Source organism: Pantoea sp. Z09 (assembly GCF_022394795.1).
GTDB classification, from domain to species: Bacteria; Pseudomonadota; Gammaproteobacteria; order Enterobacterales; family Enterobacteriaceae; genus Pantoea; species Pantoea latae.
In genome coordinates this window covers 168,365-193,314 of sequence record NZ_CP092373.1, presented here as the reverse complement: position 1 = coordinate 193,314, position 24,950 = coordinate 168,365, and the positions used below count along the sequence as shown (strand labels likewise).

Annotated in this window: 23 protein-coding genes; 6 read left to right on the top strand and 17 right to left on the bottom strand. The window is 60.4% G+C overall.

Translation table 11 applies throughout. The annotated features are described in order from the left end of the window. Nucleotides 1–38: 38 nt before the first annotated feature. From MC269_RS00865 to MC269_RS00850, 4 genes are all read right to left on the bottom strand, one after another. Nucleotides 39–701: an SDR family oxidoreductase gene (locus tag MC269_RS00865; protein WP_239953413.1), complete on the bottom strand. Its 663-nt coding sequence runs from the start codon at nucleotides 699–701 to the stop codon at nucleotides 39–41. Nucleotides 702–808: 107 nt separating this feature from the next. Further along, the gene (locus tag MC269_RS00860) at nucleotides 809–2,119 is read right to left on the bottom strand and encodes a c-type cytochrome (protein ID WP_239953412.1); all 1,311 of its coding nucleotides are present in this window, start codon (nucleotides 2,117–2,119) and stop codon (nucleotides 809–811) included. 1 nt (nucleotide 2,120) lies between these two features. Continuing rightward, nucleotides 2,121–3,893, bottom strand: coding sequence for a GMC family oxidoreductase (locus MC269_RS00855; RefSeq protein ID WP_239953411.1), 1,773 nt, complete (start codon nucleotides 3,891–3,893; stop codon nucleotides 2,121–2,123). 32 nt (nucleotides 3,894–3,925) lie between these two features. After that, nucleotides 3,926–4,639, bottom strand: a complete 714-nt coding sequence (locus MC269_RS00850) for a gluconate 2-dehydrogenase subunit 3 family protein (RefSeq protein WP_239953410.1) — start codon at nucleotides 4,637–4,639, stop codon at nucleotides 3,926–3,928. A 603-nt stretch (nucleotides 4,640–5,242) separates the two neighbouring features. Here MC269_RS00850 and MC269_RS00845 point away from each other — a divergent pair. Continuing rightward, entirely contained in the window at nucleotides 5,243–6,262 is a 1,020-nt protein-coding gene (locus MC269_RS00845; protein WP_081136403.1) for a LacI family DNA-binding transcriptional regulator, read from the top strand. On the opposite strand, the gene MC269_RS00840 is transcribed toward MC269_RS00845, so the two are convergent. The 3 genes from MC269_RS00840 to MC269_RS00830 all read right to left on the bottom strand — a co-directional run bounded on the left by MC269_RS00840 (nucleotide 6,240) and on the right by MC269_RS00830 (nucleotide 8,612). After that, complete coding sequence (locus tag MC269_RS00840) at nucleotides 6,240–7,046, bottom strand: hypothetical protein (protein ID WP_239953409.1); 807 nt, start codon at nucleotides 7,044–7,046, stop codon at nucleotides 6,240–6,242. The two genes, MC269_RS00845 and MC269_RS00840, sit on opposite strands and share 23 nt — an antisense overlap. 1 nt (nucleotide 7,047) lies before the next feature. Continuing rightward, nucleotides 7,048–7,245 (bottom strand): hypothetical protein, encoded by a 198-nt coding sequence (locus MC269_RS00835; RefSeq protein ID WP_081136399.1) that lies wholly within the window; start codon nucleotides 7,243–7,245, stop codon nucleotides 7,048–7,050. Nucleotides 7,246–7,427: 182 nt separating this feature from the next. Then, complete coding sequence (locus MC269_RS00830) at nucleotides 7,428–8,612, bottom strand: NAD(P)/FAD-dependent oxidoreductase (protein ID WP_239953408.1); 1,185 nt, start codon at nucleotides 8,610–8,612, stop codon at nucleotides 7,428–7,430. A 242-nt stretch (nucleotides 8,613–8,854) separates the two neighbouring features. Between MC269_RS00830 and pitA the strand changes: the two genes are divergently transcribed. Continuing rightward, nucleotides 8,855–10,357 carry an inorganic phosphate transporter PitA gene (pitA, locus tag MC269_RS00825; RefSeq protein WP_081136654.1) on the top strand — a complete coding sequence of 501 codons (1,503 nt, stop codon included), beginning with the start codon at nucleotides 8,855–8,857 and terminating at the stop codon, nucleotides 10,355–10,357. A gap of 49 nt (nucleotides 10,358–10,406) precedes the next feature. Here the strand turns inward: pitA and uspB are convergent, their stop codons facing one another. Continuing rightward, a complete protein-coding gene (gene uspB, locus MC269_RS00820) occupies nucleotides 10,407–10,742 on the bottom strand; it encodes a universal stress protein UspB (protein WP_081136393.1) in 336 nt (111 codons plus the stop codon). Between the two features lie 424 nt (nucleotides 10,743–11,166). On the opposite strand from uspB, the gene uspA reads away from it, so the two are divergent. Beyond that, nucleotides 11,167–11,604 (top strand): universal stress protein UspA, encoded by a 438-nt coding sequence (gene uspA, locus MC269_RS00815; protein ID WP_081136391.1) that lies wholly within the window; start codon nucleotides 11,167–11,169, stop codon nucleotides 11,602–11,604. A 53-nt stretch (nucleotides 11,605–11,657) separates the two neighbouring features. Here the strand turns inward: uspA and rsmJ are convergent, their stop codons facing one another. Together rsmJ and prlC are read right to left on the bottom strand one after the other, a co-directional pair. Further along, a complete protein-coding gene (gene rsmJ, locus MC269_RS00810) occupies nucleotides 11,658–12,410 on the bottom strand; it encodes a 16S rRNA (guanine(1516)-N(2))-methyltransferase RsmJ (protein WP_239953407.1) in 753 nt (250 codons plus the stop codon). A gap of 8 nt (nucleotides 12,411–12,418) precedes the next feature. Continuing rightward, a complete protein-coding gene (prlC, locus tag MC269_RS00805; protein ID WP_239953406.1) occupies nucleotides 12,419–14,461 on the bottom strand; it encodes an oligopeptidase A in 2,043 nt (680 codons plus the stop codon). Nucleotides 14,462–14,686: 225 nt separating this feature from the next. On the opposite strand from prlC, the gene MC269_RS00800 reads away from it, so the two are divergent. Next, nucleotides 14,687–15,529, top strand: a complete 843-nt coding sequence (locus MC269_RS00800; RefSeq protein ID WP_239953405.1) for a 23S rRNA (adenine(2030)-N(6))-methyltransferase RlmJ — start codon at nucleotides 14,687–14,689, stop codon at nucleotides 15,527–15,529. Between the two features lie 4 nt (nucleotides 15,530–15,533). On the opposite strand, the gene rnz is transcribed toward MC269_RS00800, so the two are convergent. Continuing rightward, the gene (gene rnz, locus MC269_RS00795; protein ID WP_239953404.1) at nucleotides 15,534–16,445 is read right to left on the bottom strand and encodes a ribonuclease Z; all 912 of its coding nucleotides are present in this window, start codon (nucleotides 16,443–16,445) and stop codon (nucleotides 15,534–15,536) included. Between the two features lie 124 nt (nucleotides 16,446–16,569). Between rnz and gorA the strand changes: the two genes are divergently transcribed. Continuing rightward, entirely contained in the window at nucleotides 16,570–17,922 is a 1,353-nt protein-coding gene (gene gorA, locus MC269_RS00790) for a glutathione-disulfide reductase (RefSeq protein WP_239953403.1), read from the top strand. Between the two features lie 63 nt (nucleotides 17,923–17,985). On the opposite strand, the gene MC269_RS00785 is transcribed toward gorA, so the two are convergent. After that, nucleotides 17,986–18,891 carry an Rpn family recombination-promoting nuclease/putative transposase gene (locus MC269_RS00785; protein ID WP_239953402.1) on the bottom strand — a complete coding sequence of 302 codons (906 nt, stop codon included), beginning with the start codon at nucleotides 18,889–18,891 and terminating at the stop codon, nucleotides 17,986–17,988. A 140-nt stretch (nucleotides 18,892–19,031) separates the two neighbouring features. Then, nucleotides 19,032–19,673, bottom strand: a complete 642-nt coding sequence (locus tag MC269_RS00780) for a hydrolase (protein WP_239955044.1) — start codon at nucleotides 19,671–19,673, stop codon at nucleotides 19,032–19,034. Between the two features lie 223 nt (nucleotides 19,674–19,896). On the opposite strand from MC269_RS00780, the gene MC269_RS00775 reads away from it, so the two are divergent. Further along, on the top strand, nucleotides 19,897–20,811 hold the full coding sequence (locus MC269_RS00775) for a bestrophin family protein (protein ID WP_239953401.1): 915 nt from the start codon (nucleotides 19,897–19,899) through the stop codon (nucleotides 20,809–20,811). On the opposite strand, the gene MC269_RS00770 is transcribed toward MC269_RS00775, so the two are convergent. The 4 genes from MC269_RS00770 to MC269_RS00755 form a co-directional block, all read right to left on the bottom strand. Further along, nucleotides 20,812–21,708 (bottom strand): alpha/beta hydrolase, encoded by an 897-nt coding sequence (locus tag MC269_RS00770; RefSeq protein WP_081136672.1) that lies wholly within the window; start codon nucleotides 21,706–21,708, stop codon nucleotides 20,812–20,814. A 166-nt stretch (nucleotides 21,709–21,874) separates the two neighbouring features. After that, nucleotides 21,875–22,225, bottom strand: coding sequence for a hypothetical protein (locus tag MC269_RS00765; protein WP_239953400.1), 351 nt, complete (start codon nucleotides 22,223–22,225; stop codon nucleotides 21,875–21,877). Between the two features lie 18 nt (nucleotides 22,226–22,243). Beyond that, nucleotides 22,244–23,593, bottom strand: coding sequence for a sodium:proton antiporter (locus MC269_RS00760; RefSeq protein ID WP_239953399.1), 1,350 nt, complete (start codon nucleotides 23,591–23,593; stop codon nucleotides 22,244–22,246). Between the two features lie 60 nt (nucleotides 23,594–23,653). Continuing rightward, on the bottom strand, nucleotides 23,654–24,862 hold the full coding sequence (locus MC269_RS00755) for an MFS transporter (RefSeq protein ID WP_239953398.1): 1,209 nt from the start codon (nucleotides 24,860–24,862) through the stop codon (nucleotides 23,654–23,656). Nucleotides 24,863–24,950: the final 88 nt, after the last annotated feature.

Sequence of the window (24,950 nt, the reverse complement as noted above, 5' to 3'; positions counted from 1 at the left end):
CCGCTACAGATGCAAAAAAGGCGCTGGCGCGCCCTGATTTACCACTGCAACAGCTGCCCGGCGTAGTCCACATAGTGATGGCCGCCGCGTCCGCGATACGCCTCCAGCTGCTGCACCAGCCCTTCACCGCTCTGCTCCACCGTGACCGGCGCCGATTCGCCGCCCATATCGGTTTTCACCCAGCCGGGATGCAGCGACAGCAGCGTCGCCTGATGCTGGTTAATCTGCGGCAGCAGCGCGCGGCTCAGCATATTGAGCGCCGATTTACTGGCGGAGTAGATCGGCAGCGCCGCCGTATCGTTTTCGTTCAGGCTGCCGAGAATCGAGGTGGTGAAACCGATCACCCCGTTCTGCTTCGCCAGCAGCGGCAGCAGGGTCTCCGCGCTGCGCACCGGCGCGATGGTGTTGGTCAGGAACAGCTGCGCCAGCTCGTCGTCGCTGCTCTGCAGCAGATTCTGATGCGACGGCCCTGAAATACCGGCGTTGATCAGAATGATATCGAAAGTGTCATCCTTAAGCTGCGCCGCCAGCTGCCGCACCTCATCCTGGTGAGTCATATCCAGCGCGTACCACCGGGCGTCGGCCTGCGGCGCGCTGCTGCGCCAGGTGGCAGTGACCTGCCAGCCCTTTGCCGCCAGCGCCTTAACCACCGCCAGACCAATGCCGCGCGATGCGCCGATCACTAATGCTTTGCCTGCCATATCCGTTCCTCTCTGATGAAGTGACCTACACAGCTTAGAGCCTGGCGCGGGAAGCTGCGCGGCAGGCGCACGGGGTGTAAAAAAGGCGGCTCGCGCCGCCCCTTTATTTAGTGTGCCGCCATCTGGTCCGGCAGCTGCAGCAGCCTGCGCTTGCCCGCCACTTCATCAGCCTTCACCGGCGTCGCGGCGTTGCCCCAGCTGTTGCGGATATAGGTCGAGACCGCCGCGACCTGATCGTCCGTCAGCTTCCAGGCGAAGCTCGGCATGGCGCCGCTGGTGGGGTTGCCCTGGGTGACCGCGCCGCGTCCGCCCTGCAGCACCGTGGTGATGATGGAGGAGGCGTCGTCCGCCAGCAGCCCAGGATTGTTCGCCAGGCTGGCGGCCAGGTTCGGGATCCCTTTGCCGTCGCTGTTATGACAGGCGCTGCAGTTGGCGCTGTAGACGTTCTCGCCCGTTTTCATCTGCGCGCTGTCGCGCGGCTGCGGCGACGGCGGCTGCGTCGCAGAGGCGGGCTGCGCCTTCAGATAAGTGGCGATGGCACGCAAATCGGCGTCGCTGAGGTGCTGCGTCGAGTTGGTGACCGCTTCCGCCATCGGGCCGGACGCCACCGCGACGTGGTTACTGCCCAGCTTCAGGTAGTCCACAATCTGCTCTTTACTCCAGCTGCCGATGCCGACCGTGCGATTTGACGTCAAATCCGGCGCGTGCCACTCGCTAAGGTTACTGCCCTGCAGATAGTCGCCGGTGTCGCCACCGAGCAGGTTTTTCGGCGTATGGCAGGCGCCGCAGTGCTCCAGCCCCTCCACCAGATAGGCGCCGCGATTAAACTCCGCGGATTTGCCCGGATCGGTTTCAAAGCCGCTGTTGCGGAAGAACAGCAGGTTCCAGCCCATCATCGCCAGGCGGATATTATAGGGGAAGCCCAGATTGGTCTCCGGCACCTTGTAGCGCACCGGCTTCACCGAGCGCATATACATCCAGAGATCGTGCATATCCTGGTCGCTGACCTTCACGTAGGCGTTGTAGGGCATCGCCGGGTAGAGATGCTCGCCCTCTTTGCCTTTGCCGTGCCGCACCGCGCGGTAAAAGTCACGCTCGGTCCAGCTGCCGATGCCCGTCTCTTTATCCGGCGTAATGTTGCTGGCGAAGATACCGCCGAAGGGCGTGCTGATAGAGTAGCCGCCCGCAAAGGCCTCTTTGCTGCCCGGCGCGGTATGGCACGCCACACAGTCGCCGGCGATCGCCACGTAACGGCCGCGCGCCACCGCAGCGGCATCGGTTGCCGCAGGCGGCTGACTGGTCAGCGTCTGGTTGTTCGCCACATCATCGGCCGAGGCATCGCCGTTTTGCCACAGCAGGCCCGCGGCGATAATGCCTGCGATCACCGCCGCGCCGCCCGCAAGGGTTGTTTTTTTCATATCACACCTTCACCAGTGGGCCGGGATTTTTCAGGTAACGATCGACAATTGCCTTCGCCGTCCAGAGGCTGAGCGCGCCAATGGTGCCGGTTGGGTTGTAGCCCGCGTTGTTCGGGAACGAGGAGGCGCCCAGCACAAACAGGTTGTGCATATCCCAGCTCTGCTGATAACGGTTAAGCACGCTGGTTTTCGGATCGGTGCCCATCACCGCGCCGCCAATGGTGTGATCGCTGGCGAAGTTGTAGGGCGAATATTTGCCCGCCGCCGAATTGGTGCCGATGACGGTTTTTGCGCCCATCGCCTTGCCGATCTCAACGCTCTTCTCTTCGATAAACTTCGCCGAGCGGCGGTCGTTGTCGTTGTAGTCGAAGGTGACGCGCAGCAGCGGGTTGCCGTTGTCGTCTTTATATTCCGGGTCGAGATCGAGGTAGTAATCTTCGTGAGAGAAGCTGGTGCCCTGGCCGAAGATAAAGGTCGCGTTCTGGAAGGCGTGGGTATAGGCCTTTTTCCACGCTTTGCCCCAGCGCGGCGTGCCAGGGGGCAGCGCGTCGGCGTTGCCGATGGGACGCGCGCCGCGCGCGACCACCAGAATGCCCGCGCCGCCAATAAAGTCCTTATCGCTGTGGTCGAAGTTATCGCCGTTCCAGTCATCCACCTGCTGCGACAGCGCGCCTGCGCCGATAAACTGGTTCAGGTATTCATCTTCGAAGAACAGGCTGGCGCCGGAAACGGTCTGGAAGCTGTAGGCGCGCCCCACCGTGCCGGTTTTGGTTTCCGGATTGTAAGGCTGGCCGATTTTCGACAGCAGCAGCAGACGCACGTTTTGCATCTGGAAAGCGGACAGGATGACGATATCTGCCGGCTGCACCCACTCTTTCTTGTTTTTATCGATATAGGTGACGCCGGTGGCGGTTTTGCCGTCTTCCGCCTTATTGACGCGCACCACCGCGGAATCGGTCAGCACGGTGAAATTCTCGCGCTGCATCAGCGCCGGAATGACGCAGGCGTTTGGGCTGGATTTCGAGAAGTTGCCGCAGCCGTAGTAGAGGCAGTAGCCGCAGTAGGTGCATGGGCCCATGCGCACGCCGAGCGGGTTAACGTAGGCGCGCGAGGTCTGGCCGGCGGGCACCATAAAGGGATGCTGGCCAAGCGATTTCGCCGCGTCGCGGAACAGATCGGTCAGGCGGGTACTCTCCAGCGGCGGCAGCGGATAGTCGCTGCTGCGGTTGCCTTCGAACGGGTTGCCATCAGGCACGATTTCGCCGTTAAGCCTGCCCGCTTTGCCGGAGACGCCGGCGATCTTCTCGAATCGATCGTAAAACGGCTCCAGCTCGTCGTAGGTGACGCCCCAGTCCTGCAGGATCAGCCCTTTGGCGATCTTCTCTTTGCCGTAGCGCTCAACCGTCTGGGTATAGGGTTGCAGATCCCACGGCGTAAAGCGCCAGGCCATGCCTGCCCAGTGGGTGCCGGAACCACCGACGTTGTAGCCCAGTTCGTTCAGGTTCCATTCGCGCGTCGGCAGCGCGGTTTCGCTGCGGTTATTACGAAAGGTGGTGGTTTCTACCGCAGGCGGCAGCAGCATGCTGCGGCGGGTATCCCAGCGCAGCTCGTCAGTGTCGATAGAGGGTGGAAAATCGGTCGCGGTTTCAAACCAGGGGCCGCGTTCGATGGCGACCACGTTCAGGCCGGCGCGGGTCAGCTCTTCGGCAATCAACGAGCCGCACCAACCCAGGCCGACGATCACAGCGTCAGCTTTTGGACGAATATTTTGCATGTGTTAACTCACTGCTCAGTCAGACTGAAGAGTCAAAGGGTGTTGTCAATCAGGCTGGTGGGGATGATGTTGAGCTTCTTCCCTTTCTTGCCAATCAGGTCGCGGAAGTCGTAGCGCGCGCCGGGAAAACCGATCATTTTCCAGCTCGCCATCTCTTTGTTGCCGCCGTAAATCGGATCGGACAAAAAGCCTTCGCGCACGTTCTGCAGCAGCAGTTCGAAGAAGACTTTGGTCTCGACGTCCGCTCCCAGATCGAGCTGATTAGCCTCCATCCGGCGCAGCAGTTCGTCCTGCTGTTCGCCGTTCAGCGCGACAAAGGGCTGGTGGAAGGTTTTTTGCGTGTAGGCGTCGAGCGCGGTCAGTCCCTGACGATAGCGCTGCGCGGGGGTCAGCGGCGACTGCGGCCCCTGCTCTGGCGTGCCTTTGACGAAGCGCCCTAGTCGATAGATCGCCGCCGCGCTGCCGTAGTCGCCCGCCAGCTGGCGATCGATAAAGGTGGCGCAGCCCGCTTCCTTGCCGCTGATGCTCAGTTCGTCGGCGGGGATAAAGCGTTCGGCGATAGCGCCAACGGTGTCGAATTCCTGCTGCGTGAGATACTGCAGACCGCCTTTGCGCGGCGCGGGCGGCGTATTGATTTTGCCCGGTTCCCAGGGCTGACCGCCCTGCACGGTTTCGGCTTTGGCCATGGGCAGCGATGATGCCACGCCCAGGGCAGCCACGGAGGTGAGAAACTCTCTGCGTTTCATATTTTCCCTGCCAACGAATTAATCACATTAATTTATTTAACGGTATGAAGAGCCTGCTCAATGCAATTATTGATGACATAGCCTTCTCTGCCCGCCGGAATAAAATTCTGGCGGCAGCTTTTTTTATTTTTAGTAGAATTTACGTCTGAAAACGGAAAAGACGTTTTTAGTCAGAGATTGATTGTTAACATCAAAAAAATCGTTATCCATTTATTAACAACAAAATAATCATAAATTTTTAACGTACTTTCGGAAAGCGCAGCGTTGATGAAAAGCCATCATAAAATGCATAATTTTATTTATTATTATACAGTTAAAGACATCATACTTTGCACTACTATTTAGCATCGCGCTGGCGAACGGCGCAAAATGCTTTCTCTACGTGATTAAAGCGTGTTTTTTCGCTGGCTTTTTCACCAGCTTTGGCCTGCATTTAACCCGCGACATGAAATTTCATCAAAATGCGCTGGCGCAACGGTCAGCGCGGTTATTAAAATAGCGCCGATATCGTCAGGATCTATTACGTGCTCGCTGAATAAACAGCAGTATTATCGGGCGCGCGGTGGTAACAGCATGACAAATAAGGTCATGCGTGGAGCAGCAATGAAAAAGCTCACCCTTGAGATGGTGGCAAAATTAGCGGGCGTCGGCATCGCAACGGTCGATCGGGTATTAAACGAACGCGGCGGCGTTTCGCCGGAGACCACGCGCAAGGTGTTAAAAGCGGCGCGCGACGTCGGCCTGAAGCGGCTGCTGCCGGAAGAGTATCGCCATCCGTGGCAGATTGAGGTGTTTCTCAGCAATAACGGCTCGTCGTTTTTCCAGCAGCTGGTGCGCTATTTCGGCGAGGTAGCGGGCGAGCTGGGCTACCGTCGCATTACCCTGCATAAAACGCTGGTGGCGGAGTCACAGCCGGAGAAGCTGGCGCAAAGCATTATCGCGCGTAGCGCCACGCGCGACGGCATTATTGTTTTCGGCCACGACTATCCGCCCATCTATCGCGCGCTGGCGCTGTGTCGCAGCCGCGGCGTGCCGGTGATCACCATCGTCACCGACCTGCCCGACGCCGAGCGACTCTGCCATGTCGGCATCGATCAGTATCAGGCGGGCCGCACCGCCGGGTTGCTGATGAGCAAAGTCGTCAATCAGCCGGGCGATATCGTGATGGTGAGCGGCCGCTTTGACTACTGGGCGCATCGCCAGCGTATCGCTGGCTTTCGCGAGGTGATGATGCAGCGCGCGCCGCAGCGCCATCTGCGTGAGGTGCTGTTTGGCCTGGATCAGCGTGACACCATCCGCACGCTGCTGGACAGCAGTCTGGCGCAGTCGCAGCACGTCGCAGGCCTCTACAATACCGGTATGGGCAACAGCGAAGTCAGCGAAACGCTGCGCGCGCATCAGCTGCTGGGCCGCTGCGGCTATATTACGCATGAACTCTATTCGGTGACGCGCCGGCTGCTGCGCAACGACGAACTCGCTTTCGCGCTGGATCAGAACGCACAGCAGCACGCGCGCCTGGCTATTGACCTGCTGCTGCGTCATCTGGAGAGCGGCTACCAGCCCGATGTTTATGAAGAGGGCAAAGTCGCCCTGCGGCTGTTTACGGCGGAGAATCTGGATTAAAGGTGCCGTGCACTTCCATCGGCACGCCGTCATAGTGCGTCATCGCCAGCGAGCTGGCGCTGGCCGGATCGAACAGCGACAGGCTTTCGATCTGATCCACCATCAGCACTTTACGAAACGCCATGGCGTTTTTCGGTTCCGAGGTGAGCGTAATGTTGTGCTCGGCGTACCAGCGGCTGTAGTTGTGCTCAATCGACATGCTGAGCGTTTTGCTGTCGCGATAGCCGCTGAGCATCGGGATGATCACGATATTGGCGGTGTTTTCATACTCGAAGGTGGCGGCGTGCACCATGCCGATATAGATGCGGCGTGATTTCAGGGTGATCCACGCCAGCTCCCCTTCCTGCATGCACTGATAGAGCAGCTGTTCCACGCCGTTCGATTTAGAGAGCTGCTGATAGAGGTCTTTGCGGCCGCTGCTGTTAAGGCGCGCGCTTTCTGACCAGTTAGAGCGGTACATGCAGAACCCTACCGCAAAGGCGAGCATCACCACCACCGGCGCCTGAATGCCGAGGAAACTCCAGTTCATAAACTCCATCTGCCAGCGCAGATGTTCGCCCGGTATCACCTGCAGCGCATTGGCGGTGCTGGAGACGATCAGCAACAGCAGCCAGATAATGGCGGTCGCCAGCATTCCTTGCAGCACGAAGATACAGCCGTAGAGCGCCACCAGAAAATAGACGTCCCAGCCTATGCTGCGGCGGACCTTGAAGCGGCTGGAGAGATCGCGGCTGGTGTACCAGTAGCCGCAGACCATCAGCACCATAAATATTGCCGTCCCCATCTTAAACTCCTTTTAACGTGTCGACGTGACGGGCGAAATCTTCATGCACTTCCTCACTCAGCACGTTTACCGAGGCGTTGCCGTCTTCGTCGATAATAATGCGCTCGCCGTCGGCGATAGAGTCATTGATATCCTGACGCGACATACCTCTGATAAAGCTTTCGGGGCTGGAAAACAGGGAACGCAAAAAGGTGAGCATTAGGGGCGGATCTCCTCTGTGATAAATCAGAAGTATGAAATCCAGGCGCCAAACGCGCCAGTAGGGATTAGTCTAAAAGTGTTGCCGCTCAGTGAATTAGCGAAGCGGTAGCCAGCGAGAAAGAGAGAAGCCGCATCCTTGCGGCCAGAGGTTTTAGCGGTTGTTAGTGCCCATGCTCAGGCTTAAACCGCCTGCGCGCACGCCCAGGCGGAACTCCACGCCCACTGGAAGTTATATCCGCCCAGCCAGCCGGTGACGTCGACCACTTCGCCGATAAAATAGAGCCCCGGCACCTGCCGCGCTTCCATGGTTTTCGAGGAGAGCTGCGTGGTGTCGACGCCGCCCAGCGTCACTTCCGCCGTGCGATAGCCTTCCGTGCCGTTGGGCTGCACACGCCACTGATGCAGCGTCTGCGCCAGTTCTGCCTGCTGTTTACTGTTGAGCTGCTTCAGCGTGACGTCCGGCACCTGCCCCATCTCCTGCAGCACCTCCACCAGGCGCTTCGGCAGCAGTTTCGCCAGGCTGTTTTTCAGACTCAGATTCGGATGGGCCGCGCGCTGCGCATCAATGAATTCATCTATCGACGTGGCGGGCGACAGGTTGACGGTGATCTGCTCGCCCGGCTGCCAGTAGCTGGAGATTTGCAGCACCGCCGGACCGGAAAGGCCGCGATGGGTAAACAGCATCGCCTCTTTAAACAGCGTGCCGTCCTGCGCTTCGATGGTGGTGTCGAGCGCCACGCCGGAGAGGGTTTGCAGTCGCTCCAGCAGCGGCTTATGCAGGGTAAACGGCACCAGCGCGGCGCGCGTCGGGAAGACCTTCAGACCGAACTGCTCGGCGATTTTATAGCCGAACGGTGTGGCGCCAAGACCCGGCATTGAGAGTCCGCCGCTGGCGATCACCAGCTTCTCCGCCTGCACCGACGCGCCGTTGAGCTGCAGCGTATAGCCCGCGTCATCGCGCGTAACGCTCAACACCTCGCTGCGCAGACGGTGCTGGACCTGGCCTTTTTCACACTCCGCCATCAGCATCTCGACGATTTGCGCCGCCGAGTCGTCGCAGAAGAGCTGCCCCAGCGTCTTTTCGTGATACGCAATCTGATGGCGGTTAACCAGATCGATAAAATCCCACTGGGTGTAGCGCGCCAGTGCCGACTTGCAGAAGTGCGGATTGTGCGACAGATAGGCAGCGGGTTCGGTGTACATATTGGTGAAGTTGCAGCGGCCACCGCCCGACATCAAAATCTTACGGCCAGGCTTTTTGCCGTTATCCAGCAGCAGCACGCGTCGGCCTCGCTGCCCGGCCTGCGCCGCGCAAAACAGTCCTGCCGCGCCGGCGCCGATGATAATAACGTCAAACTTGTCCACTGCTGTTACCCTGCCTCTCTTGAAAGGCGCTGATTGTAGTGGTCTGCTCTGCGCGACGCCAGCGTCAAAAACTTGTCGTAATTATGTCATATTGTAACCTGCTGGTTTTACGACGCTTTTAGACTAAACAGCGCGTTTTTCGACATAATTAAGTCAAAACAAGACTATATTTTGCTTTCCCATACAGTGTGTTGTCGCAGATAATGCGCCGCGCTCATGTCCTCAAAAATGGCGTAATGTTTATGCTACATTTGTTCGCTGGTCTTGACCTCACTACCGGCCTGTTACTGGTTCTTGCCCTGCTGTTTGTGTTGTTTTATGAAGCAATCAACGGCTTTCACGACACGGCCAACGCAGTTGCAACGGTTATCTATACCCGCGCCATGCGCGCGCAGCTTGCTGTGGTGATGGCGGGCGTATTTAACTTCCTTGGCGTACTGCTCGGGGGCTTAAGCGTCGCTTACGCTATCGTGCATATGCTGCCTACCGATCTGTTATTGAATGTCGGCTCCGCGCACGGCCTGGCGATGGTCTTCTCCATGCTGCTGGCCGCGATTATCTGGAACCTCGGCACCTGGTATCTGGGCCTGCCGGCCTCCAGTTCGCACACGCTGATTGGCGCGATTATCGGCATCGGCCTCACCAACGCGCTGATGACCGGCACCTCGGTGATCGACGCGCTGAACATCCCCAAAGTCATCAACATCTTCCTGTCGCTGATCCTCTCGCCGATTGTCGGCCTGATCATCGCGGGCAGCCTGATTTTCCTGCTGCGTCGTTACTGGAGCAGCACCAAAAAACGCGCGCGCATCCATATGACGCCGGCCGACCGCGAAAAAATCGACGGCAAGAAAAAGCCGCCGTTCTGGACGCGTATCGCCCTGATCGTCTCGGCGATCGGCGTCAGCTACTCGCACGGCGCTAACGACGGTCAGAAAGGCATTGGCCTGATCATGCTGGTGCTGATCGGCGTCGCGCCAGCCGGTTTCGTGGTGAACATGAATGCCAGCGGCTACGACATCACCCGTACGCGCGACGCGGTTAACCATCTCGAACAGTATTATCAGCAGCACGGCGACGCGCTGACGCACGTCATTCAGATGGCGCCGCCTGCGCTGCCGACGCCGGAAGAGACGCCGTCTGGTCCTAAAGAGTTCCACTGCGACAGCGCCCGTGTGCTGCAGGCGGTGCAGCGCGCTCAGGGCCTGCTGAATAGCAACCTGCAAAGCTATGACCAGCTCAACGTCGAACAGCGTAGCCAGATGCGTCGTCTGCTGCTCTGCATCGCCGACACCGCGGATAAAACCGCCAAGCTGCCGGAAACCAGCGCCGACGATAAGCGCTTCCTCGGCAAGCTGAAAACTGACCTGTTGGGCACCATCGAGTACGCGCCGGTCTGGATTATCATGGCGGTCGCGCTGGCGCTCGGCGTTGGCACCATGATCGGCTGGCGTCGCGTGGCGACCACCATCGGCGAGAAGATTGGTAAAAAAGGCATGACCTACGCGCAGGGCATGTCGGCGCAGGTGACTGCGGCGGTCTCTATCGGCATCGCCAGCTACACCGGTATGCCGGTCTCGACCACCCATATCCTGTCGTCGTCGGTGGCGGGCACCATGCTGGTCGACGGCGGCGGGCTGCAGAGCCGCACCATCAAGAACATCGCTATGGCGTGGGTGTTTACGCTGCCGGTGTGTATTGTGCTGTCAGGCAGCCTCTACTGGCTGGCGCTTAAGCTGGTGTAACCCACCGGCTGCATAAAAAAGGGCGACGCGAGTCGCCCTTTTTTTATCGCTAATGCCAGATCGCCAGGCAGATCAGACTGAGGATCACCAGTCCGCATAAGGCGCTGGTTAAGATAAACTGACCGCGCACCCGCTCGCAGCGACGAATAAATTCGTCGTCGTGATGATCGAGATAACGCTTTGCCCAAATATAGCGCACCAGCCGCACCTGTTTGCTCGGCTGACCGTGCGACGTAAAGAAACCCGCTCCGTCAACATACTGATAGAGCAAGGGATCGCAGCCTCGCAGCACCGCCAGCAGCGCGCGCAAAGAAGAAAAATAGCGCGCCATATTCACAATACACACCACACAAAGAGCCCAGAAAAGCGCGATAGTGCTGATCATATATCCCTCCCGGCTGGAGCCGCAGAGACAGGTTTAGCGCGGCTGCGCTTTACGCTCCACGGGAAAAAGCCAACCACTGAATGACCTGAACAGATCTCTTTATTTGCCAAGCTTAAGCGGTCAGTGCCAGGTAAGAGTGACCGTTAATTTGTAGTGTAGGAGAAGATTTTCATTTTTTTCCAGCGATGATTTTCGTTCGCGGCGAGTGAAAAAGACGATAAGCCTTGATCTCATTCACAACCGAAGCCGGTACGGAAGCATTTGCTCACCGTCGCCGCTATACTGATGGCATAACAATAATCTGTCGCCACCGCCGACAGACCATCTGGTGACACATATCGCCCGTTCGCGTAAAGGATTGCGCAGGCAATAACGCGACAGGAAGACAGGTTGCCGTCCTGAATCTTGTGAAAGGAGTTATATCATGGCTTATAAACATATCCTGATTGCAGTAGACCTTTCCCCGGAAAGCCAGTTGCTGGTGGATAAAGCCGTTTCGCTGGCGCGTCCCTACGACGCCAAAATCTCGCTGATCCACGTCGACGTCAACTATTCCGATCTCTATACCGGCCTGATCGACGTCAACCTGGGCGATATGCAGAAGCGCATCTCGGAAGAGACGCACACGGCGCTGCGCGGGCTGTCGGATGCCGCAGGCTACCCAATTAGCGAGACCCTGAGCGGCAGCGGCGATCTGGGCCAGGTGCTGGTAGACGCGATTAAAAAATATGATGTGGATTTGGTGGTATGCGGCCACCATCAGGATTTCTGGAGCAAGCTGATGTCGTCAGCACGCCAGCTGATCAACACGGTGCATATCGATATGCTGATTGTTCCGCTGCGCGACGCGGATGACGAGTAAGCGACACAGCGTAGCGATGCTAAAAAGCCGGTGCTGACCGGCTTTTTTATCTTTTAAGGATTGAGCGGCGGATAGATATCGAAGCGATGGCTTTTGGTGACTACCGCCGACTGCGTCGCGACCCCCGCCAGCGGCGGCGCATAGTCAGGCCGCTTCACCACAATACGCTTCTTCGCCAGCCGGCGCGCCGGCTCCAGCAGCGCATCGGCGTCTTCGTCGGCGCCCACCAGCGACTGAAACACCCGCATCTCTTTTTTCACCATCGCGCTTTTCTGCCGGTGCGGATACATCGGATCGAGATAGACCACGTCTGGCGCAGGTGAAATATCGCCCAGCGCCTGCGCGCTCGGCGCATGGATTAGCGTCAGCCGCTCGCGCAGCCAGCCGCCGATCTCCGCGTCCTGATAGCCGCGCTGCAGCCCGTCATCCAGCAGCGCCGCCACTACCGGATGGCGCTCCAGCATGCGCACGCGGCAGCCGATCGCCGCCAGCACGAAGGCGTCGCGCCCTAGTCCGGCGGTGGCGTCCACCACGTCCGGCAGGTAACCGCTCTTCACGCCGACCGCTTTCGCCACCGCCTCGCCGCGTCCGCCGCCGAAGCGACGCCGGTGCGCCATCGCCCCGGAGACGAAGTCGACGAAAATGCCGCCCAGCTTCGGCTCGTCGCGCTTGCGCAGCTCCAGATGGGTCGCAGTCTGCACCAGCGCCAGCGCGCAGGCGTCGTCATGCTCCAGCTGCCAGCGCTGCGCCAGATGCGACAAGGCGCCGGTGACGGCGCCCGATTCATCAATCAAACAGATCTTCACTGCAGCCGTTATCCCTTGATGCCGTAGTGATCCAGCATCGCGTCCAGCTGCGGCTCGCGGCCACGGAAGCGCTTAAACAGCTCCATCGGCTCTTCCGATCCGCCGCGCGTCAGGATGTTATCGAGGAACGACTGGCCGGTCTGGCGGTTGAAAATCCCCTCTTCTTCGAAGCGCGAATAGGCATCCGCCGCCAGCACGTCCGCCCACAGATAGCTGTAGTAACCCGCCGCATAGCCGCCGGCAAAGATATGGCTGAAGGCGTGCGGGAAACGGCCCCATTCCGGGCTCGGCACCACCGCCACCAGCTTTTTCACTTCGCGCAGGGTGTCGAGGATCTGCGCGCCTTTTGCCGGGTCAAACTCGGCGTGCAGGCGGAAGTCGAACAGGCCGAACTCCAGCTGACGCAGGATAAACAGCGCCGCCTGATAGTTTTTCGCCGCCAGCATCTTGTCGAGCAGTTCTTTCGGCAGCGGTTCGCCGGTTTCATAGTGGCCGGAGATAAAGGCCAGCGCCTCCGGCTCCCAGCACCAGTTCTCCATAAACTGGCTCGGCAGCTCGACCGCATCCCACGGCACGCCGCTGATGCCGGACACCCCTGGGGTTTCGATGCGCGTCAGCATATGGTGCAGGCCGTGACCGAATTCGTGGAACAGCGTGGTGACCTCGTCGTGGGTAAACAGCGCCGGCTTGCCGTTTACCGGACGGTTGAAGTTGCAGGTCAGATAGGCAACCGGCTTCTGCAGCGTGCCGTCCGCTTTGCGCATCTGGCCGACGCAGTCGTCCATCCAGGCGCCGCCGCGCTTGTGCTCGCGCGCATAGAGGTCGAGATAGAAGCTGCCGCGCAGCTCGCCGCTCTCGTCAAACAGGTCGAAGAAACGCACGTCGGGATGGTAAACGTCGACGTCGGTGCGCTCTTTGGCGGTGATGCCGTAGATGCGCTTCACCACCTCGAACAGGCCGTTAACGGCGCGCGCTTCCGGGAAGTAGGGGCGCAGCTGTTCGTCGCTGATGGTGTAGAGATGCTGCTTCTGCTTTTCGCCGTAATAGGTGAGATCCCACGGATTCAGCTCGCTGACGCTGTACTCTTTCTCGGCGAAGGCGCGCAGCTGCGCCAGCTCTTTTTCCGCCTGCGGACGGGCGCGCTTCGCCAGATCGTTCAGGAAGTCGAGCACCTGCGCCGGGTTTTCCGCCATTTTAGTGGCGAGCGATTTGTCGGCGTAGGAGTCGAAGCCGAGCAGCTGTGCCAGCTCGTGACGCAGCGCCAGCTCTTCCGCCATGATCGGGCCGTTGTCCCACTTGCCGGCGTTCGGGCCTTGATCGGAAGCACGCGTCGAGTAGGCGCGGTACATCTCTTCGCGCAGCGCGGCGTTGTCGCAGTAGGTCATCACCGGCAGATAGCTCGGGATATCCAGCGTCAGCAGCCAGCCATCCTGCTCTTTGGCTTCGGCCTGCGCCTTCGCCGCCGCCAGCGCGCTTTCCGGCATGCCGGAGAGTTCGCTCTCGTCGGTGATCAGCTTGCTCCAGCCCATGGTGGCGTCCAGCACGTTGTTGCTGTAGGCGGAACCCAGCTCGGAGAGGCGCGCGGCGATCTCGCCGTAGCGCTGCTGTTTCTCTTTATCGAGGCCGATGCCGGAGAGTTCGAAATCGCGCAGCGCGTTGTCGACCGCTTTCTGCTGCGCCAGATCGAGCGCGGCGAAGCTCTCGCCCTCTTTCAGATCGCGATAGGCCTGATAAAGCCCTTCATGCTGGCCGACCCAGGTGCTGTATTCCGACAGCAGCGGCAGCGTCTGCTCGTAGGCCTGACGCAGCTCTGGGCTGTTTTTCACCGAGTTAAGATGGCTGACCGGCGAGAAGATGCGGCCAAGGCGGTCGTCGACTTCGGCCAGCGGCTGCACCAGATTGTCCCAGGTGTAGGGCGCACCCTGCGCCACCACTTTTTCCACCGCCGCGCGACATTCGTTCAGCGCCTCGGTCACGGCGGGCACCACATGTTCAGGCTGAATAGCGGAGAAAGGCGGCAGCGTAAAAGGCTGGAGTAACGGATTGGTCATAGCGCAGTCCTTGTTCAATGTATGGGGCGCGCGGGGCGCGCAACGCAATCGTATTAACATGCGGTTAAGTGTAGCGAAAATCAATGCCGCCCCAGGCTGAGCGGCGAAGAAACGACACGGACAAGGCCGCGACGGAGAATCGGCCAGCATTTTTCCCCTTCAGCAGGTATAATCTCGCTGACTTGCAGTACGCCTTTTTACGCCAACCGCGGAATCCCCACTGTTATGCTGAGCTATCGCCACAGTTTTCACGCCGGCAACCACGCCGACGTGCTGAAACACACCGTACAGAGCCTGATCATCAGCGCGCTGAAAGAGAAAGAAAAGCCGTTCCTCTACCTCGACAGCCACGCTGGCGCAGGCCGTTATCTGCTGAGCGGCGAGCACGCCGAACGCACCGGCGAATATCTGGAGGGGATCGCCCGCATCTGGCAGCAGCCGGACGCGCCGGCGCTGCTGAAGCCTTACTTCAACGCCATTCGCGACCTCAACCCCAACGGCACGCTGCGCTACTATCCCGGCTCGCCGCTGATCGCGCGCCATCTGCTGCGTGAAGAGGACAAGCTGCAGCTTACCGAGCTGCACCCGAGCGACTATCCGCTGCTACGCGGCGAGTTTCTGAAAGACAGCCGCGCCCGCGTCGAGCGCGCCGACGGCTACCAGCAGTTGAAGGCGAAACTGCCGCCGCCGACCCGTCGCGGCCTGGTGCTGATCGATCCACCCTACGAGCTGAAGAGCGACTATCAGGCGGTAGTGAAAGCGATTCACGAGGGCCACAAGCGCTTCGCCACCGGCGTGTTCGCGCTCTGGTATCCGGTGGTGCTGCGCCAGCAGATCAAGCATATGCTGCGCGATCTGGAGGCGACCGGCATTCGCAATATCCTGCAGATTGAGCTGGCGGTGCGCCCGGACAGCGACCAGCGCGGCATGACCGCGTCGGGCATGATTGTGATCAACCCGCCGTGGAAGCTGGCGCAGCAGATGAACGAGCTGCTGCCCTGGCTGCATCAGAAGCTGGTGCCTGCCGGAACCGGCCACGCCACCGTCACACAGATCGTGCCGGAATAAACCGCTACAGCGTAAACACCGCCAGATCGGAGGCCAGCTCGGTGTCGGGAAATATCGAGCGGCACTCCTCCAGCAGGCGCGGCATGTCGCGCGGCAGATAGCGCGAGCTGAAATGGGTGGCGATCAGGCGCTTCGCGCCTGCCTCTTTCGCCACCTGCGCCGCCTGCAGCGTGGTAGAGTGGCCGCGCCCGTTGGCCTTCACCTGCAGCGCCGCCTCCAGCGTGGCTTCATGCACCATTAAATCGACGTTTGCCGCCAGCTGCAGCGCCGTCGGCGTCGGCGCGGTGTCGCCAAAAATGGCCAGGGTTTTGCCTCGGGTCGCCGGGCCGAGATAGTCCGCGCCGTTGATCACCCGTCCATCCTCCAGCGTCACGCGCTCTCCCGCTTTTAGCTGCTGATACCAGGGCCCGCGCGGCACCCCCTCTTCTTTCAGACGCGCGGCGTCGAGAAAGCCCGGCTTATCGTGCTGCTCAATGCGATAGCCGAAGCAGGGCAGCGGATGCACCAGCGGCCAGGCGCTGACGCGGAACTCGCCGTCGTCAAGCACCGGCCCCGCCTCAATCTCGACGATCTCCAGCGGATAGTCGGTATAGGAGCCGCTCAGCGACAGCGCGGTGTCGACAAAGCGTTTGATGCCTTCAGGTCCGTAAATCGTCAGCGGCTCGGTGATGCCGCCCATCGACCGGCTGGTCAGCAGACCGGGCAGGCCGAAGATATGGTCGCCGTGCAGATGAGTGATAAAGATTTTGTTCATGCGGCCCGGCTTGAGCGGCGAACGCATGTACTGCAGTTGCGTCCCTTCGCCGCAGTCGAACAGCCAGGTGTCGCCACGCGGCGAATGGGTAAAGGCGATGGCGGTGACGTTGCGTTGCAGGCTAGGCGCGCCGCCGCCGGTGCCGAGAAATGTAAGCTGCATGCTATGCTTCCCTGTCAGTGATGAGAGGATTCAACCCTATTACAATCATAGGTGCAATCTTTGCGCCGTCTCGCCTCTCAGCGTTACAATCCCGACCAAACTCTCGCAACCGGATGGACACACCATGACACGACATTATGACTATCTCGCCATTGGCGGCGGCAGCGGCGGTATCGCCTCGATTAACCGTGCCGCCATGTATGGCCAGAAATGCGCCCTGATTGAAGCCAAAGAGCTGGGCGGCACCTGCGTGAACGTGGGTTGTGTTCCGAAGAAAGTGATGTGGCATGCGGCGCAGATCGCCGAGGCGATTCATCAGTACGGCCCGGATTACGGCTTCGATACTACGGTAAACCACTTCGACTGGAAGACGCTGGTGAAAAACCGCAGCGCCTACATCGATCGCATCCATACCTCGTACGATAACGTGCTGGGCAAAAACAACGTCGATGTGATCAAGGGCTTCGCCCGCTTTGTTGACGCGCATACCGTGGAAGTCAACGGCGAGCGCATCACCGCCGACCATATTTTGATCGCCACCGGCGGCCGTCCGAGCCATCCCGACGTGCCTGGCGTTGAGTACGGCATCGACTCTGACGGCTTCTTCGAGCTGGACGCGCTGCCGAAGCGTACCGCGGTGATCGGCGCCGGCTATATCGCCGTTGAGCTGGCGGGCGTAGTGAACGCGCTCGGCTCAGAAACGCACCTGTTTGTGCGCAAGCACGCGCCGCTGCGCAGCTTCGATCCGCTGATCACCGACACGCTGGTGGAGGTGATGAACGCCGAAGGCCCGACGCTGCACACGCACGCCGTGCCGAAAGCGGTGGTGAAGAACGCCGACGGCAGCCTGACGCTGCAGCTGGAAGATGGGCGCGAGCAGACCGTCGACTGTCTGGTCTGGGCGATTGGCCGCCAACCGGAAACCGACAACCTGAATCTGGCGGCAACCGGCGTGGCGCTGAACGAGAAAGGCTATATCAAGGTCGACAAATACCAGAACACCAACGTTAGCGGCCTCTATGCGGTGGGCGACAACACCGGCGCGGTAGAGCTGACGCCGGTCGCGGTTGCGGCGGGTCGTCGTCTGTCAGAGCGCCTGTTCAACAACAAGCCGGACGAGCATCTCGATTACAGCAACATTCCAACCGTGGTGTTCAGCCATCCGCCGATTGGCACCGTGGGCCTGACCGAGCCGCAGGCGCGCGAGCAGTACGGCGACGATCAGGTGAAAATCTATAAATCGTCCTTTACCGCGATGTACACCGCCGTGACGCAGCACCGGCAGCCGTGCCGCATGAAGCTGGTGTGTGTCGGCGCGGAGGAGAAGATCGTCGGCATTCACGGCATCGGTTCGGGTATGGATGAGATGCTGCAGGGCTTTGCGGTGGCGCTGAAGATGGGCGCGACGAAAAAAGATTTCGACAATACGGTGGCGATCCACCCGACGGCGGCGGAAGAGTTTGTGACGATGCGCTGATCTGGCGCGGACAGAGGGGCCAGCGGATGCTGGCCCTAAGCGTAGCGGCGAAGCCAGGGATCGTCAGGCTGACTGAATGCGATTTAGCTCTTCTTCCGACAGCCCGGTAGCCTGCATAATTGCCTCGCGCGGCATTTTCATTTTCAGCAGGCTGAGTGCGACTTTAAGTGTGCCTTCACGCTCCCCTTCAAGCTTTCCTTCAAGCCTGCCTTCCTGCTTAAGCTGTTCTGCAATAGTCATCAGTGTATCCTTCTGTTGCGGCATTCGCTGTGCCAGTACGCGAACAAAGGCGTCGGCGTCTGTGGTTTCGCCTGCCTGAATAATATAGTTTACCAGCGAGCGTGTTTGTGATGAAGATTTGTCCGCCTGCAAAGCAGCCACCAGCAGGTCCATTACCTCCGCTAAATCGCGCTGGCGAATATGTTTTTGCAGCAGCGTCAGCGCCGCCATACGACGATGCTGCACGATTTCATCATCAGGAATGACGGTGACGTCGACCAGCGGAAAAGCCTTGCCGTAAAGCACGGCGGCCAGTGCCGGGTCGGCGAACCCGTCCAGCCAGCAGGTTGACCAGGGGTAAGGGCTGCGCTGGCCGGCGTAAAACAGCACCGGTATCACCAGCGGCAGCGTCTTATGTCCGGCGTCGAGGTGACGCTTCATCGCCGCCACCGCGTAGCGCAGCAGCCGAAACGCCATCTGTTTGTCCGGCGTCGACTGGTGCTCAATCAGCACCTGCACATAGCCGTCGCCGCCGCTGCGGGTTTTCATGCTGTAGAGCACGTCGCTGAAGTAAGGGCGCAGATCATCCTCCACGAAAGAGCCGGAGGCCAGCCTGAGCGTGCTGAGGTCACAGAGCGCAAGGAGCTGAGGCGGAAGGTGGATTTCCATAAAGTCGCGCGCCACGTCCGGCTGGCTGAGAAGCTGGCGGAAGACGGCGTCGTGCGGAGTCGGCGTGCTCTTTTTCTTCATCTTTGCTGGCTCTGAAAAAACCTGCGCAAAGCCTGCCACAGCGATAAAAAAGAGTCATTAGCGAGACCGGTAACTCACAGATAATAAAGGGAGAAAGCCGGTAAGTGGCCCTCTCCCACGGATTATTTACTCTGTCGCGCTCAGGCCTGACGCGCCGGCGCTTTATGCACCATGGTGTAGGCGTAATCGACGCCCATGCCGTAGGCGCCGCTGTGCTCGCGCACCAGATCCATCACCGCGTCGTAGGTCTCTTTGCGTGACCAGTCGCGCTGATACTCAAGCAGCACCTGCTGCCAGGTCACAGGGATCGCGCCGGCCTGCACCATGCGCTGCATCGAGCGCTCGTGGGCGTCGACGCTGGTGCCGCCAGAGGTGTCCGTCACCACATAGACTTCGTAGCCCTCTTTCAACGCCATCAGCGCCGGAAACGTGAGACAGACTTCGGTCCAGAGCGCAGAGATAACCAGCTTCTTACGCCCGGTTTTCTCCACCGCTTCAACAAATTTCGCATCTTCCCAGGAGTTCATCGAGGTGCGCTCAATCGGCTTCGACTCCGGGTGCACCGCCAGCAGTTCCGGCCAGATATAGCCGCTAAAGCTTTCGGTTTCGACCGAGGTGTAGATCACCGGCACGTTAAAGATTTTTCCGGCCTTCGCGAGGGCAACGGTATTATTTTTAAGCTGCTGACGATCGATATTGGCGACGCCGAAAGACATCTGCGGCTGGTGGTCGATGAAAATCAGCGTTGAGTTTTGCGGGTCCAGCAGGTCGAATTTAGACATCATGTAGTTCCTCTCAAAGGGTTTGAATGTTGTGTTTCCGTTGAGATGAACTTTACGCAGCCAGCCTGTTAAGAGATAACGGAAAGAATTTCACAAGTTATTAAAGATTATTTTAGATAGCTGATATTAATGACCTTTTTCAGAAGAAAGCGGCAAAACTCGCGTTTATTCCTCTGTCGGCGTAGGCTTACACCACGAAAATAACCTCTACATCGCATTCACTATGATTGTTCGTCCCTACCAACACTGGTTCCGTCGGCTGCTGGGCTGGCACGGTTCGGTGCTGCCGAAAATTGGCTTCCGCCTGTCGCTAAACCTGGTGATGTCGATTGTCGCCATCGTCTGCTTTCAGTGGTACGAATCGCTCGGCGTCCACCTGAAAACTGCGCCCTTCAGCCTGCTCGGCGTGGCGCTGGCGATCTTTCTCGGCTTTCGCAATAACGCCAGCTACGCGCGGTTTACCGAAGCGCGCACGCTGTGGGGTGGCATGCTGATTACCCATCGCTCGCTGCTGCGTCAGGTCAAGAGCGTGCCGCTGGACAAGGCGCACGCGCGGGAATGTGCGGGGCTGCAGATGGCGTTCAGCTTCAGCATGAAGCATCAGCTGCGCAACAGCGACGCGCGTGAGGATCTGACGCGTCTGCTGCCGCCACGCTGGCGCGATGAGGTGTTGAGCAGCCCGCAGCCTGCCAGCCGCGCGCTGCTGTGCCTGGGTAAATGGCTGGGCGAGCAGCGTCAGCGGGGCAAGGTGTCCGATATTCTCTGGCAGAGCATGGATGAAAATCTCAATCATCTGTCGCAGGTGCTGGGCGGCTGCGAGCGCATCGCCTCCACGCCGATCCCTTTCGCCTACTCGCTGATCCTGCACCGCACGGTCTCGCTGTTTTGCACCCTGCTGCCGTTTGCGCTGGTAAGCGATCTGCACGGCATGACGCCGCTGGTGTCGATGTTTATCTCTTACACCTTTCTGGCGCTGGAATCGGTGTCGGAGGAGCTGGAGGATCCCTTTGGCGTCGAAGCCAACGATCTGCCGCTAAACGCCCTGTGCGTCAGCATTGAGCGCAGCCTGCGTGAAATGAACGACGACTTCCCGCTGCCGCCGCTGCCGCAGCCCGACGGCCGTCGCATATTGACCTGATTAGCCGAGACGGTCGAGCCAGCGCACGTAGGCCTGATCCCACAGCGCGGCGGGCGTCCCGGCCTGGCCGAGGCCGAAGCCGTGGCCGCCGCGGCTGATCTCGATCAGTTCGACCGGCACGCGATTGCGGCGGCAGGTATCGCGCATCAGCTCGGTGTTGTAGGGATTAGAGATGTGGTCATCTTCCGCCTGCGCCAGAAAGGTCGGCGGATAGCTGCGGGTCACGTAGTTCTGTACCGACCAGTTCGCCTCTTCTACCGGCGTTGCGCCGTTGCCCACCAGAATGCGGTGCGTGGTGGTATGGGTATAGGGCGCTTCCAGGGTGATCACCGGATAGATCAGCCCGACGCTGTCGACTTTTGGCACCACATGGTCCAGCTCATCCTGAATCTCATAGGAGCGGAATTCAGGCCGCGCCGCCGCCATGCCGAGCAGATGTCCGCCGGCGGAAAAGCCCAGCACATGCACTTTGCGCTCAAACGAACGCACCAGGCGAATCGCGCGCTGCGCGTCCTGCAGCGGCGCCAGATGCCCCGCCTGCCACTTCTCTTCCGGCAGCCGATAGCTCAGTACATAGGCGGTATAGCCGTTGCTGTTGAGCCAGCGCGCCACCGGCCAGGCCTCGCGGCCCATGCCGATAAACTTGTAGCCGCCGCCCGCCGCGATCAGCACCGCTTCGCCGTTGGGATTTTCCGGTTTAAAACGCTGAATGGTCGGGCTGACGATGTTGGACCAGGAGCCGTGTTTGTTGACGCGCAGCGGCCCGGACGGCCCGCCGCCGCCCGGCGGCTCATCCGGCCACAGCGGGATCACCTCGTCGCGCGCAAAGAGTTTGCCCGCAGTCATAGAGAGGAGAAGTGCTCCGGAGCCCAAAAGAAAGTGTCGACGCGTGATCATGATGCCCGTTGAGTCAATGCCAGTAGCTGATTCAGACGCGCCTGTCTGCGGCGACGCTGTAATTATGTGATGCGTATCAATTGCTGGCGATTATGTACGCAATTCGGGAGAAAATGCCACAAAAAAACGCGCCCGGATGGCGCGTTTATGCTGGGTACCGCAACGCTTAATCTTCCTGCTGAAACTGCGTCATCACCGTCTGCTCGCACTGCGGCTCGTCGGCGCGCAGTTTGCCGCGCTCTTCCTCGCCCAGCTGCAGCCAGGCGTTGGCCACCTCGTTGGCAATATCTTCATCAAACTCCGGCTGATTCATGGCGCTGGAGGATTTGCTCATCGCCGTATAGCTTTTCATTTTCTGCACGTAGGAGTCGGCCGTGCCCACCTGGGTTTCCCCGCTGACGATATGGCATAGCTTGCTGGCGTAGACGTTTTCCTGCGGAATATTGGTGTCGTCGTCAGCCGCCAGCGCGGCGGATGAGGCCAGCAGCCCCAGTACAATCAGTAACGGCTTTTTCATATCTGCTCCTGTTTTAGTCTATTCGTCATTCTGCCGGGCGGAGAGGCGCGCCGAGCGCCAGTTCAGCAGCGGCGTCACCGTCACACCATGAATGACGATGCTGCACACCACCAGCGTCAGCGCCATATCAACCATGGTCTCGGCCTGTTGCCCCGCCATGCCGTGCACCCAGGCAAAGGCGATATAGTTAATACTGCCGATGCCGCGAATGCCCAGCCAGCCGATAAGCAGGCGTCTTACCGCGGGAATGCCGCAGCGCAGCGTGGTCAGCCACACCGCCAGCGGGCGCACCACGATAAACAGCGCCAGCCCCAGCAGAATGCCGTTGAGGTTCCAGTGGTGCGCCAGCGTCACGCCCAGCACCACCATCATCGCCGCCGCCAGCAAACGCTCAATGGTATCACCAAAAGAGAGCGCGTCACTGACCACCAGCCCGACCGATTTTATCATGCCGCCACTCTCGCCCGCGTGCTCCAGGCGATTGTTGGGATTAACCAGCGCTTCGGCGGGCAATACCCGCTGCTCTTCGCTCAGCTCTTCCGGCGGATAGGCTTTAAACACGCGCAGCTCGGCGCGGCGCAGCCCGACGCCGGCGGCGAAGGTGGCCAGGAAGCCCGAAGCGCCGATCGCCTCGGCCGCCGCATAGCTCAGCGCAATCAGCGCCAGCGCGAGAAAATCGTTGGGCGCCACATCGCCGTGCGCGCTGCGCAGCCGCGTCGCCATCAGGCCGACCAGGCGGCCAAACCCGAAGCCCAGCCCCAGGCCGGCGCCGATGCCCCAGATCACCTCCACCGCCGTCCAGTGACCAAAGCTACTCCAGCTGAGGCTTTCGCCGTTGAACAGCAGCAGCGCCAGAATCAACAGCGGCAGCGCCGATCCGTCGTTCATGCCCGCCTCGCTGGAGAGCGCCACGCGCAGCGCGTCGTCGTCGCGCGCGTCGTTGACCGAAATCAGACTTGCCAGCACCGGGTCGGTCGGCGCGACGATGGCGCCGAACGCCAGCGCCAGTGGCCAGTCGAAGCCCACCAGCCAGTGCGCCATCAGCGTCATGCCGCCGACCGTCAGCAGCATCGCCGGAAAGGCGAGCCGCATGCCAACGCGCCAGCTGTGGGCGCGCAGCGGCAGACGCAGCTTCAGCCCGGTGATAAACAGCGAGGCCGCCATGGTGATTTCCGTGATATGCGCAGCGGCTTCCGAATGTTTCAAAATGTCGATCTGCACCACATCGAACACCCAGGGCCCGCACAGGATCCCGGCTAACAGATAAAGCCCAAACGACGTCACTGGCCCGCGATGGATCCATCCCGAGGCCAGCGACATTAATAACAGGAGGCAGCCGGTGGCCGCCATCCAGGCAAGAAAGTTCATAACGCTTCGTTTTCCCTGAAAAATATCTTTTAATCCTGGCACAAGCGCACGAAAGCGGGATCAGTTCTTCAGGTGACGACTCGCCAGGCGAAGCGCGAAGCTGGCGGCGCCGGCCAGCGTGGCGAGCGTTACGACGCCGTTCCAGCCCCAGCGCGCCAGCGCCAGGCTGCCCAGCGCGGCGCCGGTCGCCATGCCGATAAACACCACGGTGAACAGCAGCGCGTTGAGTCGGCTGCGCGCCTCCGGCGCCAGGCTGTAGACCAGCGTCTGATGCGCCACCAGCGTGGCCTGCACGCCGAGATCGAAGCCGATGGTGCTGAGCACGATCAGCGCCAGCTGGGCCGGCAGCGGCAGCGCGGGCAGCAGAAACATCAGCGCGAAGGAGACGGTGACCAGCCCGGCGCCGACGATAGTGACGCGCGCCGGACCGATGCGGTCGGCGACGCTGCCCGCCAGCGGCGCGGCCATAGCGCCCGCCGCGCCCGCCAGGCCGAAGGCGCCCGCTACCGCGCTGTCGAGATGAAAGCGATCGCTGAGCATCAGCGCCAGCGTCGACCAGAAGGCGCTAAAGCCCACCGACAGCAGCCCCTGCGCCAGCGCCGCGCGGCGCAGCGTCTGATGATGGCGCCAGAGATGTGCCAGCGACAGCAGCAGGCGCGGATAGCTCACCGACGTGCCGGGCGTAAAGCGCGGCAGCACGCGCCACAGCGCCAGGCTAATCAACAGCACCAGCGCCGCCGCCAGCCAGTACATGGCGCGCCAGCCGAAATACTCCGCCACCACGCCGCTCACCACGCGCGACAGCAGAATGCCCACCAGCAGGCCGGTCATCACCGTACCGACCGTTTTGCCGCGGCTGCGTTCAGGGGCCAGCGCGGCGGAAGCCGGCACGATATCCTGCGCCACCGTCGCCGTCAGGCCGGTGGCGAAGCTGGCGATCAGCAGCGCGTTCAGGCCGCCGGAAAAGCCGCACAGCAGCAGTGCCGCCACCAGCAGCAGCCCTTTAATCAGAATGATGGCGCGGCGATCGTGCCGGTCGCCCAGCGGCGCCAGCAGCAGAATGCCCAGCGCATAGCCCATCTGCGTCAGCATCGGCACCATGCCGACCGCGCCGACGCCGACGTTGAACTGTTTGCCGATGATATCCAGCATCGGCTGGCTGTAGTAAATCGAGGCGACGCTCAGCCCTGCGCCTGCGGCGAGGGTAAACACCAGCGGGCCGGGTAAAGTCTCGGCCGGGCGGGCCGCAACGCTGTTAATTGCTGACATGTTGTCGTTCTCCAGAAGTATCCGGCGCTTAGTAAAGCGCATCGTCGCCATACGTTGTAGACTGAGAAAAAGCAAAACCGTTATGCGT